Source organism: Pseudomonas sp. 13B_3.2_Bac1 (assembly GCF_025466205.1).
Taxonomy (GTDB): Bacteria; Pseudomonadota; Gammaproteobacteria; order Pseudomonadales; family Pseudomonadaceae; genus Aquipseudomonas; species Aquipseudomonas fluorescens_H.
The window spans coordinates 24,907-40,594 of the sequence record NZ_JANLOG010000072.1 but is presented as its reverse complement, the minus strand read 5'-3'; the positions used below and the strand labels follow the sequence as shown (position 1 = coordinate 40,594).

The 15,688-nt window shown below is 65.2% G+C and carries 2 protein-coding genes (1 of these 2 cut by a window edge); both read left to right on the top strand.

What is annotated here, in order from left to right; all coding sequences use genetic code 11:
• Nucleotides 1-267: 267 nt before the first annotated feature.
• On the top strand, nucleotides 268-13,281 hold the full coding sequence (locus tag NTD85_RS11135; protein WP_262142160.1) for a non-ribosomal peptide synthetase: 13,014 nt from the start codon (nucleotides 268-270) through the stop codon (nucleotides 13,279-13,281).
• Nucleotides 13,278-15,688, top strand: the 5' end (the start) of a protein-coding gene (locus NTD85_RS11130) for a non-ribosomal peptide synthase/polyketide synthase (RefSeq protein WP_315975135.1). Its footprint extends 15,433 nt past the window's final position; 2,411 of the gene's 17,844 nt are visible here — the first part of the coding sequence; its start codon is at nucleotides 13,278-13,280; its stop codon lies beyond the right edge, outside the window. The genes NTD85_RS11135 and NTD85_RS11130 overlap by 4 nt, the downstream gene beginning before the upstream one ends.

Here is a 15,688-nt window from a genome sequence, read left to right as displayed (position 1 = left end):
CCGGAATTGGTTGTGTAAACCAAACCCTGTGGGAGCGGGCTTGCTCGCGAACGCGGTGTAACAGTCACCATCAACATCGACTGACCCACCGCATTCGCGAGCAAGCCCGCTCCCACAGGGGGATTGCGGCGGCCGAGCCTGTGGCTTGTCCCCGCTTCCCATGTCAGCCCCGCAAGCCCCGATGTTTTAGCTTTTCCAGGCTGCGCGCAGCAGGCACGGACTCGCGGCTGCGCGCTCCTTTTTCTCGTATTTACAGCAGGTTATCCCATGCATTTCAGCGAACTGATGGCTGTTATTTCCACCCATGCGATCCGCCTTCAACAGGAAGATGAAGACCTGGTCATTCTGGGCAGCGACGACGCGCTGGACGATGCGTTGTGGGACAGCCTCAGCGAACACAAGGCGCAGCTGCTGGAACTGGTCGCGCAACACGGTGGCGACTGGCTGAGCCCGGCGTTTCGCATCACCCCGGACATGCTGCCGCTGGTGACGCTGGATCAGCCGACCATCGATCGGCTGGTCGCCAATGTGCCCGGCGGCGCCGCCAACCTGCAGGACATTTACCCGCTGGCGCCGCTGCAGGAAGGCATGCTCTATCTGCATCTGTCGGCGCCCGCCGGCGACCCTTACGTGTCGCAGGCGCGGTTCGCCTTCGACAGCCGCGAACGTCTGAACGCCTTCGCCGAAGCGTTGCAGTGGATGATCGAACGCCACGACATCCTGCGCACCTCATTCGTCTGGGAACGCCTGGATGAACCGCTGCAAGTGGTGCAGCGGCAGGCTCGTCTGTATTGCGAAGAAATCGCCCTCGACCCGGGGGCGGATGCTCTGACGCAATTGCTGGAACGCCACGACCCACGGTTCTTCCGCCTCGACATCCAGCAGGCGCCGCTGCTGCGTCTGGTCTACGCCATGGACCCGGACAACGGTCGCGTGGTCGCGCTGTTGCTGTTTCATCACCTGATCATGGACCACGTCGCCCTCGATGTGGTGCGCCGCGAAACCCGCGCGCATCTGCTCGGCCAGACCGCGCAGGTCGGGCCGGCGGTGCCGTACCGTGATCACCTGGCCAAGGCTCGCCTGCGTCTGGACGAGCAGGTGCACGAAGCGTTTTTCCGCGAGATGCTCGCCGACATCGACGAGCCGACCTTGCCCTGTGGTTTGCAGGATGTGCAGGGCGATGGCCAAGGCATCGAAGAAGCCTTGCTGATGCTCGACACCGACTTCAGCCGGCAATTGCGCGGGCAGGCGCGTCAGCTCGGAGTCAGCGTCGCCAGTCTGATGCACCTGGCGCTGGCGCGGGTGCTCGGTCAGTTGTCCGGGCGTACGGCGGTGGTGTTCGGCACCGTGCTGCTGGGGCGGATGGCGGCGGGAGAGGGTGGCGAACAGGCGCTGGGGATGTTCATCAACACCTTGCCGCTGCGTGTGGATGTCGGGCAGGACGGCGTGCGTGCCGGGGTGCTGGCGACCCATCGGCGCCTGACCGCGTTGCTCGGCCATGAGCAGACCTCGCTGGCACTGGCCCAGCGTTGCAGCGCGGTGGCGGTGCCGACGCCGTTGTTCAGCGCGATCCTCAACTATCGCCATAGCAGCAGTGAAGAAATCGCCGAAGTCAGCGAACTGGTCCCCGGCGTGCAAGTGCTGGGCGCCCGCGAGCGCACCAACTACCCGCTGACGATCAACATCGACGACCTCGGCGAAGACTTGCGCATCACCGCGCTGGCCGATGCGGCGCTGGGCGCCGAACGCATCGCCGCTTATCTGCACACCGCGTTGCACAGCCTGCTGCAGGCCTTGCAATCGACTCCGGATGCGCCGCTGCAACGCCTGAATATTCTGCCGGCCGCCGAGCGCGAATACCTGCTGCACGGGGTCAACTCGCCGTTGCCGCAGTTCCCGGAAACCCCTTTGATCCATCAGCAATTCGAAGCCCACGCGGCGGCACGCCCAGATGCCCCAGCGCTGCTGTTCGAGGCGCAGACGCTGAGCTACGGCGAGCTTAACCGCCGCGCCAATCAGCTTGCCCATCACCTGCTGGCACAAGGGATTCGCCCGGATCAGCGCGTGGCGATCTGCGTCGAGCGCGGCCCGCAGATGATCATCGGCCTGCTCGGTATCCTCAAGGCCGGCGCCGGTTACGTGCCGATCGACCCGGCGTATCCACTGGAGCGCATCGCCTACACCCTGCAGGACAGCACCCCGGTGGCGGTGCTGACCCAGGCCGATACGCTGGACCGGGTTGGCGCGCTCAACGTGCCGATCATCGATCTGGACAGCCTGCAGTTGCAGGCTGAACTCAGCAGCAATCCGCAGATTCCCGAGCTGACTCCAAGTCATCTCGCCTACGTGATCTACACCTCGGGCTCCACCGGATTGCCCAAAGGCGTGATGGTCGAACACCGCAACGTAGTGCGGCTGTTTTCGGCGACCCACGACTGGTTCAATTTCAACCCGCAGGATGTGTGGGCGCTGTTCCATTCCTTCGCTTTCGATTTCTCGGTGTGGGAAATCTGGGGCGCGCTGGCGTTTGGTGGGCAATTGTTGCTGGTGCCGCAGGCGGTCAGCCGCTCGCCGGACGACTGCTACGCGCTGCTGTGCCGCAGCGGCGTCACCGTGCTCAATCAGACCCCGAGCGCCTTCCGCCAGTTGATCGCCGCGCAGGGGCGCAGCCCGTTGCAGCACTCGTTGCGCGAAGTGATCTTCGGCGGCGAGGCCCTGGAACCGGGCCTGCTCAAACCGTGGTACGCGCGGGTCGGCAATGCCGGTACAAGGCTGGTGAACATGTACGGCATCACCGAAACCACGGTGCACGTGACCTATCGCCCACTGGAAGCAGCGGACGCGCTGCTGGTCGGACGCAGCCCAATTGGCGTCGGCATCCCCGACCTGCAGCTGTACGTGCTCGATGCGCAGCGCGAACCGGTGCCGGTCGGCGTGATCGGCGAGTTGTACGTCGGCGGCGCCGGGGTTGCCCGCGGCTATCTCAACCGCGAGACGCTGACTGCCGAGCGCTTTATTGCCGACCCGTTCAGCGGCCGTGCCGAGGCGCGTCTGTACAAGACCGGTGACCTCGCGCGCCGGACGGCGGATGGCAGCCTTGAGTACCTGGGGCGTAACGACGATCAAGTGAAGATCCGTGGTTTCCGCATCGAACTCGGTGAAATCGAAGCTCGCCTCGCAGCCTGCACCGGTGTGCGCGAAGCGGTGGTGATCGCCCGCGAAGACAGCCCCGGCGATCAGCGTCTGGTTGCCTACTGGCTGGCCGCCGAAGGCACTGAGCCAAGCGCTGCGCAATTGCGCGACGAGTTGCTGCTGTCGCTGGCCGACTACATGGTGCCGAGCGCGTTTGTGCGCCTCGATGCGTTGCCGCTGACCAGCAACGGCAAGCTCGATCGCAAAGCCTTGCCACAACCGGACAGCGAGGCATTCGCCCGTCGCGGTTTCGAAGCTCCGCTGGGACCAGTGGAAGAGCTGATCGCCGGGATCTGGCAGACCCTGCTCGGTGTCGAGCAGGTCGGGCGGCATGACAATTTCTTTGAACTCGGCGGTCATTCGCTGTTGGCGGTGAAACTGATCGAACGCATGCGTCAGCACGACTTGCAGTGCGACGTGCGCGTGCTGTTCGGCCAGCCGAGCGTGGCGGCACTGGCGGCGACCTTGAGTCACCGTCACGCCCTGCGAGTGCCGGACAATCGGATTCCTGCCGATTGCCCGCGGATCACCCCGGACATGCTGCCCCTGGCGACGCTGGATCAGGCCGCCATCGACCGCGTGGTCGCCACTGTGCCCGGCGGCGTTGCCAATGTGCAGGACATCTATGGCCTGGCACCGTTGCAGGCAGGGATCCTCTATCACCATCTGGCGACCAGCGCCGGTGACCCGTACGTGTTGCAGGCGCAATTTGCCTTCGCCGGACTGGCGCAGATCAAGGCCTTCGTCCGTGCGTTGAACGCGGTGATCGAGCGCCACGACATTCTGCGCACCAGCGTGGTCTGGGAAGGGCTTGAAGAACCGGTGCAAGTGGTCTGGCGCGAGGCGCCGCTGGCGCTGGAACGGGTCGATGCCGACCTGCTGGAGGGCGATGTGCTGGAGCAGATGCAGGCACGTTTCGATCCGCGGCACTATCGCCTCGACCTGCGCCGCGCACCGCTGATGCGTCTGGCCTACACCGAAGACCGTGAACAGCAGCGCTGGGTCGGCATCCTGTTGCTGCACCACATCGTGCTCGATCACACCGCACTGGAAGTGTTGCTCGCGGAAATGAACGACAGCCTGTACCCGAGCGGCGTCGATCTGCCGCCGCCGGTGCAGTACCGCAACTACGTGGCACAGGCGCAACAACAGGCCAATGACCAGGCGCATGAAGCGTTCTTCCGCGACATGCTCGGCGACATCGACGAGCCGACCGTGGCCTTCGGTGTGCAGGACGTGCATGGCGATGGCAGCACGATCATTGACAGCGAGCAGGCGCTGGACGCTGGCGTGGCCGAGCGCCTGCGCGAGCAGGCCCGCAGGCTCGGCATCAGCGCCGCCAGTCTGGTGCACCAGGCCTGGGGTCAGGTGCTGGCGCAGGTTTCGGGGCGCGAAGAGGTGGTGTTCGGCACCGTACTGCTCGGGCGCATGCAGGGCGGCGAGGGCGCTGATCGCGCACTCGGCATGTTCATCAATACCTTGCCGCTGCGGGTCAGCGTCGGCGCGACCGCGGTGCAGCAAGGCGTGCGCGCTACTCACGAACGTCTGGCGCAATTGCTGGCACATGAGCAGGCTTCGCTGTCGCTGGCCCAGCGTTGCAGCGGTGTGGCTGCGTCGCTGCCGCTGTTCAGCAGCTTGCTCAACTATCGCCACAGTGCGGCGGAACCGGCAGGCGTGACCTGGGACGGGATCGAGATTCTCAGCTCGCGCGAGCGCAGCAACTATCCGCTGGTGGTCAGCGTCGATGACCTCGGCACCGGTTTCCGCCTGAGCGTGCAAGCGGTGCCACAAGTGGATGGCGCACGGGTCTGCGATTACCTGCAGACCGCGCTGCACAACCTGCTGACCGCCCTCGAGCACAATCCGGCCACGCCGCTGCGGCAGATTTCGGTGATGTCGCCGAGCGAGCGTCAGCGGGTCCTGGTCGGGTTCAACATCACCGGTCGCGACTACCCGCAGGCGCAGACCGTGCAGCGTTTGTTCGAGGCCCAGGCGGTCGCGCACCCCGAGGCATTGGCAGCGGTGCAAGGCACCCAGCAGTTGAGCTATGGCGAACTCAATCAGCGGGCCAATCGCCTGGCGCATCACCTGATCGGACTGGGCGTGCAGCCCGATGATCGGGTCGCCCTGTGTGCCCGGCGCAGCCCGGACATGCTGGTCGCGCTACTGGCGATCCTCAAGGCCGGCGCCGGTTATGTGCCGGTCGATCCGGCGTATCCGCCGGAACGCATCGCCTACCTGTTGCAGGACTGCGCCCCGGTGGCCGTCGTGGCGCAGGCGTCAACCCGTGATCTGCTGGGTGCGGTGCCGGTCATCGATCTGGACCGCGACGACTGGCAACATCAGCCCGAGGTCAATCCGCGAGTCCCGGCGCTGACGCCGGCCAATCTGGCCTATGTGATCTACACCTCCGGCTCCACTGGCCAACCGAAAGGGGTGATGGTCGAGCATGCGACCCTGGAAAACCTCGTGCACTGGCACGCTGAAGCCTTCGACTTGCGGGCTGGCAGCCAGACCGCGAGTGTCGCCGGCTTCGGGTTCGATGCGATGGCCTGGGAAGTCTGGCCGGCACTGTGTGTCGGCGCCACTTTGCACCTGCCGCCGGCGTCGATCCGCAACGAGCACCTCGACGAGCTGCTCGACTGGTGGTGCGCGCAGCCGTTGCAGGTCAGCTTCTTGCCGACGCCGGTGGCCGAATACGCGTTCAGCCGGCAATTGCAGCACCCGACCTTGCGTACGCTGCTGATCGGCGGCGACCGACTGCGTCAGTTCAGTCGCCAGCAAACCTTCGCAGTGATCAACAACTATGGCCCGACCGAAGCGACGGTGGTCGCCACCTCGGGGCGGGTAGAGCTTGACCAGCCGTTGCATATCGGCCGCCCGATCGCCAATGCCAAAGTCTACGTGCTGGACGCTGAGCAGCGCCCGGTGCCGGTGGGTGTGGCCGGCGAGTTGTATGTCGGCGGGGCGGGTGTGGCGCGCGGTTATCTGAATCGCCCCGAGCTGAGCGCTGCGCATTTCCTGTTCGATCCGTTCAGCGACGAGCCACAGGCACGCATGTACCGTACCGGCGATCAGGCGCGTTGGCTGGCCGATGGCAACATCGAGTACCTGGGGCGCAACGACGATCAGGTCAAATTGCGTGGCGTGCGTATCGAACTCGGTGAAATCGAAGCCGCGCTCGGCAGCCACGCTGCGCTGCAGGAAGCGGTGGTGCTGGTCCGCGACGGGCGGCTGATTGCGTGGTTCACCGAGCGCACAGCGGTCGATATTCAACAGTTGCATACGCATTTACAGGCACGCTTGCCGGATGCGCTGCTGCCGGCGGCTTACGTGCGGCTGGACGCATTGCCGCTGACCGCCAACGGCAAGATCGACCGCAAGGCCTTGCCGGAACCGGAGCATGGCGCGTGGCTCAGTCGCGAGTATCAGGCCCCGCAAGGGTCGGTCGAGACGGCGCTGGCGCAGATCTGGATCGACGTGCTGAAAGTCGAGCGGGTCGGGCGTCAGGATAATTTCTTCGAACTGGGCGGGCATTCGCTGCTGGCGGTGAGCCTGATCGAACGCATGCGCCAGATCGACCTCGCGGCTGACGTTCGCGTGCTGTTCAATCAGCCGACCCTGGCCGCATTGGCGGCCGCCGTGGGCAGCGGTCGCGAAATCGAGGTGCCGGCCAACCGCATTCCGCCGGGCTGCACGCACATCACCCCGGACATGCTCAGCCTGACTGAACTCGATCAGGCCAGCATCGAGCGCATCGTCGCCACCGTGCCGGGCGGTGCTGCCAACGTGCAGGACATCTATCCGCTGGCACCGTTGCAGGAAGGCATTCTTTACCACCACTTGAGCGCCGACCAGGGTGATCCGTACCTGCTGCAATCGCGGCTGATCTTCGACAGCGTCGAGCGTCTGCGCACCTTCAGCCATGCCTTGCAGCAGGTCATCGAGCGCCACGACATTCTGCGCACCAGTGTGGTCTGGGAAGGGCTGGCGAGTCCGCAGCAAGTGGTCTGGCGTCAGGCGCCGCTGGTGGTGCAAGCGGTGCCGCTCGATCCGGCGCAGGGCGACGTCCTCGAGCAGTTGCACGCGCGGTTCGATGCCCGACACAACCGACTCGACCTGAGCCAGGCGCCGCTGATGCGCATCGTCTACGCCGAGGACCCGGCGCAGCAACGTGTGGTAGCGATCATCCTGTTCCAGCACTTGATTCTCGACCACACCGCCATGGAGGTGGTCGGCCAGGAAATGCGCGCGTTCATGTTCAATCAGGCCGACAGCCTCGGCACGCCGATGCCGTACCGCAACTACGTGGCGCAGGCGCGTCTGGGTGCCAGCGAACAGGAGCATGAAACGTTCTTCCGCGACATGCTCGGCGATATCGACGAACCGACCCTGCCGTTCGGCCTGCACGACGTGCAAGGCGATGGCGGCGACATCGAGGAGGCGCAGCAAGCCGTGGATGCCGGGTTGACCCTGCGCCTGCGAGAACAGGCGCGGCAGTTGGGTGTCAGCCCGGCGAGCCTGATGCACCTGGCCTGGGCGCAGGTGTTGGGCGTGCTTGCCAACCGCCGCGACGTGGTGTTCGGCACGGTGCTGTTGGGTCGCCTGCAGGGCGGTGAGGGCGCGGATCGCACCCTCGGCGTGTTCATTAACACCTTGCCGCTGCGGGTGGATGTCAGCGAAGGCGTGCGCGCTGCGGTCAAGACCACCCATGCACGGCTGACCGCGCTGCTGGCCCATGAACATGCGCCACTGGCGCTGGCCCAGCGTTGCAGCGCGGTGTCCGGGGCGCCGCTGTTCAGCGCCTTGCTCAACTATCGGCATAGCGCCGCCGAGGCGCAGCCGCGTGACGGTCAGGGCATCTGGGAAGGCGTGCAATTGCTCGGTGGCGAAGAGCGCAGCAACTATCCGCTGACCCTCAGCGTCGACGATCTCGGCGAAGGCTTTTCCCTGTCGGTGCTGGCGCTGGCGCAGATCGGCGCGCAACGGATCTGCGGCTACATGCACACCGCACTGGAACATCTGGTGCACGCACTGGAGCAGACGCCACAGCGTGCGCTCAACCGTTTGCCGATTCTTGCGGTGGAGGAATACGAGCGCTTGCTGGTCGGATTCAACCCGACGGCGGCGGCGTATCCGCGCGGTGCAACGATTCAGGCGCTGGTGCAAGCGCAGGCCGAGCAGCAGCCGCAGGCATTGGCGGTGGTGCAGGGCTCGCAGCAACTGACCTATGCGCAACTCAATCAGCAGGCCAATCGCCTGGCGCAGCACTTGCTCGGCCTCGGCGTGCAGCCGGACGACCGGATTGCCGTGTGCCTGCAACGCGGCCCGCAGATGCTGGTGGCGCTGCTGGCGATTCTCAAGGCCGGCGCCGGTTATGTGCCGGTCGATCCGGCGTACCCGGCCGAACGCATCGCCTACCTGTTGCAGGACAGCGATCCGGTGGCGGTGCTGGCGCAGGGCGCGACCCGCGAGTTGCTGGGCCGGGTGCCGGTGATCGATCTGGACAACGCCCTCTGGCAACACCTGCCGGCTACCAATCCGCAACTGCCGACGCTGACCCCGGCGCATCTGGCCTACGTGATCTACACCTCGGGTTCGACCGGCCAGCCGAAAGGCGTGATGGTCGAACACGCGACCCTGGAAAACCTTGTGCACTGGCACTGCGAGGCGTTCGATCTGCGTGCCGGCAGCCACACCGCGAGCGTCGCCGGTTGCGGTTTCGACGCGATGGCCTGGGAAGTCTGGCCGGCGCTGTGTGTCGGCGCGACCCTGCACCTGCCGCCGCCGTCGATCAGCAACGAACACCTCGATGAATTGCTCGACTGGTGGCGCGCGCAGCCGTTGCAGGTGAGCTTCCTGCCGACGCCGATTGCCGAATACGCCTTCAGCCGTGAGCTGGGGCATCCGACCTTGCGCACGCTGTTGATCGGCGGCGACAAGTTGCGGCAGTTCTCGCGTGAGCAGACGTTTGCCGTCATCAACAACTACGGCCCGACCGAGGCCACGGTAGTCGCCACCTCCGGCCCGGTCACCGTCGGCGCGCTGCTGCACATCGGCCGGCCGATGAGCAACGCCAGGGTTTACCTGCTCGACGAACAACAACGTCCGGTGCCGGTTGGCGTGGCGGGCGAGCTGTATGTCGGTGGCGCGGGTGTCGCCCGTGGTTATCTGAACCGTCCCGAGCTGACCGCCGAACGCTTCCTCGACGACCCGTTCAGTGACGAACCGCAGGCGCGCATGTACCGCACCGGCGACCTCGCGCGCTGGCTGGCCGACGGCAATATCGAGTACCTGGGGCGTAACGACGATCAGGTCAAACTGCGCGGCGTGCGGGTGGAACTGGGTGAAATCGAAGCCGCGCTGTCCAGCCATCCGGCAGTGCAGGACGCGGTGGTGCTGGTGCGTGAGGCGCGGTTGATCGCCTGGTTTACTGCTCGCACAACAGTCGATATCGAGGATCTTCGCGCGCATCTGCAAGCGCGCCTGCCGCAGGCGCTGGTGCCGGCAGCCTACGTCCGGCTTGAGGCGCTGCCGCTGACCGCCAACGGCAAACTCGACCGCAAGGCCTTGCCCGAACCGGATCAGGACGCCTGGCTCAGCCGCGAATACGCCGCGCCGCAAGGGCCGGTGGAAACCGCACTGGCGCAGGTCTGGGCCGAGGTGCTGCAAGTCGAACAAGTCGGACGTCACGACAACTTCTTCGAACTGGGCGGGCATTCTCTGCTGGCGGTGACCCTGATCGAGCGCATGCGTCAGCTCGGCCTGAGCACCGACGTGCGCGTGCTGTTCAGCCAGCCAACCCTCGCCGCGCTGGCTGCCGCCGTTGGCAGTGGTCGCGAAGTCGCGGTGCCGGCCAACCTGATTGCGCCCGGTTGCACGCGCATTACCCCGGACCTGCTACCGCTGGTACAACTGGATCAGGCCAGCATCGAGCGCATCGTCGCAACGGTGCCGGGCGGTGCCGCCAACGTGCAGGACATCTATCCGCTGGCGCCGTTGCAGGAAGGCATTCTTTACCACCACTTGAGCGCCGAACAGGGCGATCCATACCTGCTGCAATCGCGCCTGGCATTCGACAGCCTTGAACGCTTGCAGGCTTTTGCCGCCGCGCTGCGCCAAGTCATGACACGTCACGACATTCTGCGCACCGGAGTGGTCTGGGAAGGGCTGGCGACGCCGGTGCAAGTGGTCTGGCGCGAAGCTGAGCTGCCGCTACAGGAAATTGCACTCGACCCGGCCGCCGGTGACGTACTCGCGCAATTGTTTGAGCGTTTCGACGCGCGGCATTTCCGCATCGACCTCAGTCAGGCGCCGCTGATTCGCCTGGTGTATGCGCAAGATCCGGCCAACCACCGGGTGGTCGCCATGCTGCTGTTCCATCACATCGCCATGGATCACACGGCGCTGGAAGTGGTGCAGCAAGAATTGCAGGCGCTGCTCTTTGGTCACGGCGAAGCCCTGATCCCCGCCGTGCCGTATCGCAATTACGTGGCGCAGACCCGGCTGGGTGTCAGCGAGCAGGAGCACGAAGCATTCTTCCGCGCGATGCTCGGCGAGATCGACGAACCGACGCTGCCGTTCGGTCTGCTCGATGTGCACGGTGACGGCCATGACATCGAAGAAGTCCGGCAGCGGGTGCCCGACGCCTTGGCGCGGCGCTTGCGCAGCCAGGCGCGGCAGATGGGCGTGAGTGTCGCGAGCCTGTTTCATCTGGCGTTTGCCCAAGTATTGGCGGCGACCTCCGGGCATGAGCGCGTGGTATTCGGCACCGTGCTGCTGGGGCGGATGCAGGGCGGTACCGGCGCTGATCGCGGCCTCGGGATGTTCATCAACACGCTGCCGCTGCGGGTGGATCTGGGCGATGTTTCAGTGCGTGCCGGGGTGCGCGCCACCCATGCGCAACTGACCGCATTGCTCGGCCATGAACATGCATCGTTGGCATTGGCCCAGCGTTGCAGCGGGGTGGCGGCGCCGTCGCCGCTGTTCAGCGCCATGCTCAACTACCGCCACAGCGTCAGCGAGGAACAGTTGCAGGCCAATCGCCTGGCCTGGCAAGGCATCGAAAACCTCTCCAGCGAGGAGCGCACCAACTATCCGCTGAGCTTCAACGTCGATGACCTGGGGCAGGGCTTTGACCTTACGGCCATGACCCCTGCGCAGATTGGCGCGGCGCGGGTGTGTGGCTACATGCAGCAGGCGTTGGCGGGGCTGGTCGAGGCGCTGGAGCAAGCGCCGCAGCAGGCCTTGAACCGCCTGCCGGTACTGGCGGATGCCGAGCGCCAGCAGTTGCTGTTCGGCCTCAATGCCACGGACGTCGATTACGACCTTGAGCAGACCATTCATGGCTTGTTTGAAGCGCAAGTGGCGCGTTCGCCGCACGCGCCCGCCGTGGTCGCGAGCGAGCAGCAACTGAGCTACGCCGAACTCAATGCCCGGGCCAATCAACTCGCGCGGCACCTGCGTGAATTGGGCGTAGGGCCGGATGCGCGGGTGGCGATCTGCGTCGAGCGTGGTCTGGACATGGTGGTCGGGCTGCTGGCGATCCTCAAGGCCGGCGGCGGTTATGTGCCGCTGGATCCGGCGTATCCGCTGGAGCGTCTGGCCTACATGCTCGAGGACAGCGCGCCGCTGGCGGTGCTGGTGCAGGGTTCGACGCGTTCGTTGCTCGGCGAAGTCGCCGTGCCGATGATCGATCTGGATCAGCCGCACTGGCAGTCGCTACCGACTGACAATCTATCGCTCGCTGAATTGACCCCGAATCACACCGCTTACGTGATCTATACCTCCGGTTCCACTGGCCAACCAAAAGGCGTGATCAACGAACACGCCGGGGTGGTCAACCGCTTGCTGTGGATGCAGGACGCTTACCAACTGAGTTCCGCCGACACGGTGTTGCAGAAGACCCCGTTCAGCTTCGACGTCTCGGTGTGGGAGTTCTTCTGGCCGTTGATGACTGGCGCACGTCTGGTCATGGCCCGGCCCGAGGGGCACAAGGATCCGCAGTACCTCAGCGAAATCATCGAACGCGAGCACATCACCACGCTGCACTTTGTTCCGTCGATGCTCGATGTGTTCCTCGCCCATGCTGACACCGCACGTTGCAGCAGCCTGCGGCAAGTCATGTGCAGCGGCGAAGCCCTGCCGGGCAGCGTGGTACGGCGCTTCAAGCAGCAAGTGCCGGGCAGTCAATTGCACAACCTCTACGGCCCGACCGAGGCCGCGGTGGACGTGACCGCGTGGAATTGCGCCGGTCCACTGGAAAGCACCCCGGACAACACGCCGATCGGCAAGCCGATTGCCAACACCCGCATGTACATCCTCGATGCCCAGCAGCAACCGGTGCCGCATGGCGTGGTCGGTGAGTTGTACATCGGTGGCGTGCAGGTGGCGCGCGGTTATCTGAATCGCCCGGAACTGAACGCCGAGCGCTTCCTCAACGATCCGTTCCAGAGCAATGGACGGATGTACCGCACCGGCGACGTCGCCCGCTATCTGCCGGACGGCAATATCGAATACCTGGGCCGCAACGACGATCAGGTGAAGATCCGTGGTTTGCGCATCGAACTCGGCGAGATTCAGGCACGCCTGACCCAGATCGATGGCATTCAGGAAGCCGCCGTGCTGGCCCGCGAAGATGCATCCGGCGACAAGCGTCTGGTGGCGTACTACACCGGGGCACGCCTGGAAATCGACGTGCTGCGCAGCCACTTGCTGGAGCATCTGCCGGACTACATGGTGCCCGCCGTGTTTGTGCATCTCGATGCATTGCCGCTCAGCCCCAACGGCAAACTCGACCGCAAGGCGCTGCCGGCGCCGGATCAGGCCGCATTGCCTGTGCGCGAATACGAAGCCCCGGTGGGCGAGGTGGAAATCACCCTCGCACGCCTCTGGGCCGAACTGCTCAACGTCGAGCGGGTAGGGCGCAACGATCATTTCTTTGAACTGGGTGGTCACTCGCTGCTGGCGGTCAGTCTGATCGGCCGGCTGCGTCAGGAAGGCATGGAAGCCGATGTCAGGTCGCTGTTCGAACATCCGACCCTGGCCGGCTACGCCGCAATTACCGAACGAATGGAGATCGTCCTGTGAACGTGATCGAACTGTTGGCCACATTGAAGGCTAAAGATATCCAGCTGGCGGTCGCGGACGACCAATTGCGGGTCAATGGCAACAAGCAGGCGCTGAACGACCCGGCGTTGCTGGCGCTGTTGCGCGAGCACAAACCGGCGCTGATCGAACTGATCAAGGCCGGGCAGTACTCGGCCAGCAAGCACGGCCAGGTCGAGGTGCCGGTCAACGGCATCGTCCCGGGCACCACGCACATCACCCCGGCGATGCTGACGCTGGTCGAGCTCGACCAAGCGACCATTGACCACCTCGTCGCACAAGTCCCCGGCGGCGCCGCCAACGTGCAGGACATCTACCCGCTGGCGCCGTTGCAGGAAGGCATCCTTTATCACCACGTCAGTGGCGGAGAGGGCGATCCGTACGTCATGCAGTCGCACTTTGCCTTTGCCAGCCGCGAGCGTTTTCAGGCGTTCGCCCAGGCCCTGCAAAGCGTGATCGATCGCCATGACATTCTGCGCACCGCTGTTCATTGGGCAGGGCTGGACGCGCCGGTGCAGGTGGTCTGGCGTCGGGCCGAACTGCCGGTGGAAGAAGTGACGCTGCCAGATGCCGCCAGCGACGTTTTGGCGTATCTGCACGAGCGCTTCGACGCCCGGCACTTCCGCCTCGACGTCACTCAGGCGCCGCTGATGCGTCTGGCCCACGCCTGGGATGAAGCCGGGCAACGGGTGATCGCCACGCTGTTGTTCCATCACATGGCGCTCGACCACTCGGCGCTCGACGTGGTGCGCCACGAAATGCGCGCGTGCCTCACCGGACAGAGTGAGCTGCTCGGGCGCCCGGTGCCGTTTCGCAACTACGTGGCGCAGGCGCGTCTGGGCGTCAGCGAAGCCGAGCACGAGGCGTTTTTCCGCGAGATGCTCAGCGATATCGACGAGCCGACGCTGCCTTATGGTCTGCAGGATGTGCAGGGTGACGGCAGTGAAATCGTCGAACTCAGCGTGCCGGTGCCAACGTTATTGGGCCAGCGTCTGCGGGCGCAGGCGCGAACCCTTGGCGTGAGTGTCGCGAGCCTGTTCCACCTCGGCTGGGCGCAGGTACTGGCCGCGCTGACCGGCAAGCAGCAAGTGGTGTTTGGCACCGTGCTGATGGGCCGCATGCAAGGTGCCGAGGCGATTGACCGGGCGCTGGGAATTTTCATCAACACCTTGCCGTTGCGGGTGAATATCGACGGGCAGGATGTGCGCGCGGCGGTCAACGCCACCCACGCACGGTTGACCACGCTGATGCGTCACGAACACGCACCGCTGGCCCTGGCTCAGCGCTGCAGCCACGTGGTGGCGCCGACCCCGCTGTTCAGCACACTGCTCAATTATCGTCACAGCCACAACGTGGCCACTGCCAGCGCCGAAACCCTCGCGGCGTGGCAGGGCATCACCACCCTGCACTCAGAAGAGCGCACCAACTATCCGCTGACGATGAGTGTCGATGACCTCGGTGACGGTTTCAGCCTGACCCTGCTGGCTAGCACCCAGACCGATCCGCAGCGCATCTGCGATTACCTGCACTGCGCGCTGGAAAACCTGCTGCTCGCTTTGGAGCAGGCGCCGCAGACACCGGTCAACCAACTGCCGATCCTGCCGGCGGCGGAGCTTGCGCAGGTACTGCTCGACTTCAATGCCACCCAGGTGGATTTCCCGACTGCACAGACCATCCAGCAACGTTTCGAGGCGCAGGTGGCCGAACGGCCGGACGCGCTGGCGGCGGTGTTTGCCGATGCGCAATTGACCTACGCCGAACTCAACCGTCAGGCCAACGCTTTGGCGCATCACCTGATCGAACACGGTGTGAAACCCGATGATCGTGTCGCCATCGTCGCCCGCCGTGGGCTGGACACCCTGGTCGGGCTGGTGGCGATCCTCAAGGCCGGCGCCGGTTACGTGCCGATTGATCCGGCGCACCCGGCCGAGCGTTTGAACTACCTGCTCGACGACAGCGCGCCAGTCGCCGTACTGACCCAAAGTCATCTGCGCGAGCGACTGCCGGCGATGAACGTGCCGGTGCTCGACCTCGACCGCTGCACTTGGCCGCTGACTGCCACACAAAACCCGCAGGTAGCGGGCCTGAGCACCGCAAACCTGGCCTACGTGATCTACACCTCCGGCTCCACCGGTCTGCCCAAAGGGGTGATGGTCGAGCATCACACCTTGAGCAATCTGGTCGACTGGCACTGCATGGCGTTCGACCTGTGCGCCGGGCGTCACACCTCAAGCCTGGCCGGGTTCGGCTTCGATGCGATGGCCTGGGAAGTCTGGCCGGCGTTGTGTGCGGGCGCGACCCTGCATCTGGCGCCGACCCACGACGGCGGCGAGGACATCGATGCCTTGCTCGCGTGGTGGTGCGCGCAGCCGCTGGACGTGAGCTTCCT